The organism is Dellaglioa sp. CoH-55-MRSF-9, from assembly GCF_056782155.1.
The window spans coordinates 1-257 of record NZ_JBXAYG010000119.1; the positions used below are offsets into that span (position 1 = coordinate 1).

Consider the following 257-nt stretch of genomic DNA (forward strand, 5'->3'; position numbering starts at 1 on the left):
GGAACTCGGTGGTGTCGCTCAGCAGCTTGTGGCCGAACTGCGTGAGTTCGACCGCCTGGTTGTTTCGCGTGAACAGCCGCTGCGCGACCATCTCTTCCAGCTTCTGAATCTGCGCGGTGACCGACGACGGGCTGCGGTTTACATGAACGGCCGCATCCTTGAAGCGGCCGAGCTTCGCGACGGCGTGGAAGGTACGCAGCAGGTCGACGTCCAGGGTACGCGGCATGATTTGGTTTTTCCGAATCAGTGATTCAGGT

Annotated in this window: 1 protein-coding gene; it reads right to left on the reverse strand. The window is 60.3% G+C overall.

Annotated elements, in window-relative coordinates; translation table 11 throughout:
• The coding region (locus AC1RPV_RS08020) for a LysR family transcriptional regulator (protein WP_481764240.1) at positions 1-257 on the reverse strand (257 nt) is incomplete at both ends.